The organism is Streptococcus sp. 27098_8_86 (assembly GCF_041432595.1).
In the GTDB taxonomy this organism is placed as follows: Bacteria; Bacillota; Bacilli; order Lactobacillales; family Streptococcaceae; genus Streptococcus; species Streptococcus pneumoniae_F.
In genome coordinates this window covers 1-3577 of record NZ_JAPVZW010000021.1, presented here as the reverse complement: position 1 = coordinate 3577, position 3577 = coordinate 1, and the positions used below count along the sequence as shown (strand labels likewise).

Annotated in this window: 1 protein-coding gene; it reads left to right on the top strand. The window is 40.9% G+C overall.

Annotated features, from left to right (window positions below; all coding sequences use genetic code 11):
* Positions 1–3423, top strand: a 3423-nt coding sequence (locus O3616_RS09920) for an SIALI-17 repeat-containing surface protein (RefSeq protein ID WP_371638782.1), incomplete at its 5' end; no start/stop codon positions are given.
* Between the last annotated feature and the right edge of the window lie 154 nt (positions 3424–3577).

Below are 3577 nucleotides of genomic sequence, written 5' to 3'. Positions count from 1 at the left end.
CAGGGTGCTCAAGGTCTTCAAGGACGCGACGGACGTGAAGGTGTATCAGGACCAGCGGGACGCGACGGACGTGATGGAGCACAAGGACCTGCAGGACGTGACGGCCGTGATGGACGCGACGGAAAAGACGTATTGAACGGCAAAGTCAACCCAACTACAGAAGGTAAAGACGGCGATAAATACGTTAACACAGAAACAGGTGACGTCTTCGTTAAGAATAACGGCACATGGGAAAAAGAAGGCAACATCAAGGGACCTAAGGGTGACAAAGGTGAACGTGGAGAAGATGGTAAGACTCCAGAAGTAACTGTAACTCCAGGTAAAGATGGTCATAGTACCGACATTACATTCACTGTTCCAGGTAAAGATCCAGTTACAGTAAATGTTAAGAACGGTGAAAATGGTTTGAACGGTAAAACTCCAAAAGTTGATTTGCTTCGTGTTGAAGGACAAAACGGAAATCCATCTCATACAATTGTGACATTCTATACTGATGAAAACAATGATGGTAAGTACACTCCAGGAACTGATGAACTTCTAGGTTCTGAAATGATTAAAGATGGTGCTAAAGGTGCGGACGGACGTGATGGTAAATCATTGCTTACTGTCAAAGATGGTAAAGAAACTAAAGTTTACCAAGAAGATCCAGCACATCCAGGTCAACCATTGAACCCTGAAAAACCTCTTGCAGTTATTAAAGATGGAGTGGACGGTGTCTCTCCAACAGTAACAGCTGTTCGTAAGGATGAAGAAGGTCATAAAGGTGTAGAAATCACGGTGGATAACCATGATGGTTCACAACCAACTACAGTCTTTGTTAAAGATGGTGCTAAGGGAGAAACTGGTGCAACCGGTCAGGATGGACAAACTCCTACAATCACTACTCAACGTGGACAAGATGGCCAAAGTACTGTTGTAACTATCACAACACCAGGTAAAGATCCAGTAACCTTTACAGTGAAAGATGGTAAGAATGGTAAAGATGGACGTACACCAACTATTGACTTAAATGCATTGGTGGAAGCAGTTAGAAGAGGTGTTGGATCAACTTCTAATTCACAACCTTCTGGAACATCAAGAAGTGCAAGAAATAGAAGAGCATTACCAGATGAAGATAGAAGTGCAACTGAGTCATCAGAAACAGTACAACCAACAACTACAGATGCAACAGATTCACAACCAGTAAATGGTACTCGTATTACAGCATACTATGATAATAATGGTAACGGTAAATACGATCCAGGTGTGGATGAATTAATTGGTACAAGTGATATCTTGAATGGTACAAATGGACGTAATGGTACAGATGGAGCTTCTGGTACAAATGGACGTAACGGTGCTGAATTACTAAGTGGAGTTACTGCCCCAACTGCTAATGATGGTAAAGACGGTGATACTTATATCGACGCCAATACAGGTGATGTTTACAAGAAAGAAAATGGTTCTTGGAACAAGATTGGTAATATCCGTGGACCTCAAGGAGTAGCCGGTGAAAAAGGCGACAAAGGCGAAAAAGGTGAAAAAGGTGAAAACGGAGCTAATGGAGCAGACGGTAAATCACCAGTTGTAAATGTAACGGACAATGGAGATGGAACACACTCTATTACTGTTAGAAACCCTGATGGTTCTGAATCAACAACTAAAGTTAAAGATGGTAAAGACGGTAAAACTGCCAATATCACTACAACAGAAAATCCAGATGGAAGCCACACAATTACTGTAACAAATCCAGATGGAACAACTAAAGAAACAGTTGTTAAAAACGGTAAAGACGGTAAGACTCCAAAAGTTGAAGTAACGGATAACGGAGATGGAACTCATACTGTTAAAGTTACGGATGGAGACGGTAATGTTACCAACGCTATCATCAAAGATGGTAAAGACGGTAAAGCTGCAACAGCAACTACAACAGAAAATCCAGATGGAAGCCACAGAGTAACAATCACTAACCCAGACGGAACGAAGAATGAGTTTGTTGTTAAGAATGGTCGTGACGGTGTTGACGGACGTACTCCAACCGCATCTGTTCGTGATAATGGAGACGGAAGTCATACAATCGTTATTACAAATCCAGAAGGTGTGACAACTGAAACCACAGTTCGTGATGGTAAATCACCAAAAGTTACAATAACTGACGAACAGAATGGAACACATAAGATCTCAGTTCTAAATGGTGATGGAACAACTACTGAAACAATCATTAAAGATGGTAAATCACCAGTAGCAACAGTTAGAGATAACCATGATGGTACTTACACAATTCGTGTAGAAAACGGTAATGGTACTGTTTCTGAAACCACAGTTCGTGACGGTAAATCACCAACTGCTAAGGTTGTGGATAACGGAGATGGAACTCACACTATCACAGTTGTGAACTCAGACGGTACAACTACAACAACTACAGTTCGTGATGGTAAAGAACCAAAACTTGAAGTGATTGATAACAACAACGGTTCACACACTATTAAAGTGACAGGAGCTGATGGTAAAGAAACTACAACTACAATCTTTGATGGTAAATCACCAAAAGCGAACATCGTTGATAACGGAGACGGAACTCACACATTAACAATCATAGATTCTGATGGTCGTCAATACAAATCTATTATCAAAGATGGTAAAGACGGTAAAGATGGCGTTTCACCAACTGTAACTGTTAAAAATAATAACGACGGAACTCACGTTGTTACAATCACTAATCCAGATGGAAGTAAGACAGAAATGGTGATTAAAGACGGTAAAGATGGTAAATCACCAAAAGTTTCTGTTGAAGATAATGGTGATGGTAGTCATACAATCACAATCATCAATTCTGATGGAACTGTGACAAAAACAGTTGTTAAAGATGGACGTGATGGTCGCGACGGCAAAGATGGTAAGGACGGAAAAGATGGTAAATGTGGTTGCCAAGGCAAACCAGTAACACCATCAAATGACAAACCAGTTCCTCCAACACGTAATGTGCCAGAAGGACCAACGTTTGCAATGCCAGAACCACCAGTTCATGAATTGCCAGAATTCAACGGTGGTGTTCCAGGAATGCCAGAGGTTAATGAATTGCCAGAATTCAATGGTGGAGTACCAGGTATGCCAGAAGTCAATGAACTTCCTAATCCAGAAGTTCCAGGAATGCCAACACCTCCAGTTCATGAAATTCCAGAATTTAATGGCGGAGTACCTGGTATGCCAGAAGTCAATGACAAACCAACTTCAAACATTCCTGAAGTTCCAACACAACCAAATCCAAATGTACCAGTTCAACCGGTAACACCATTAACTTCTAACCCAGTAGTACCAACTACAGGTAAAGAAAAACATGGGGACAAATTACCAGAAACTGGAAGCCAATCTGATTATATCTCTGTTCTTTTAGGTAGCGGTATTCTATTGAGCCTATATGTAGGTCGAAGAAAAGAAGATTAATCAGCAACAAGCAGTCACTAATTTCTCGAAAGAAGATGATAAGTGATAGATCTCGAATGAAAGAATATTCTTAGAACGATTTTCCATGATGGAAAAGACTGCTAAAAACCTTGAGTGGTAACGCTCAAGGTTTTTTTGGATGGCTGATGTTTGT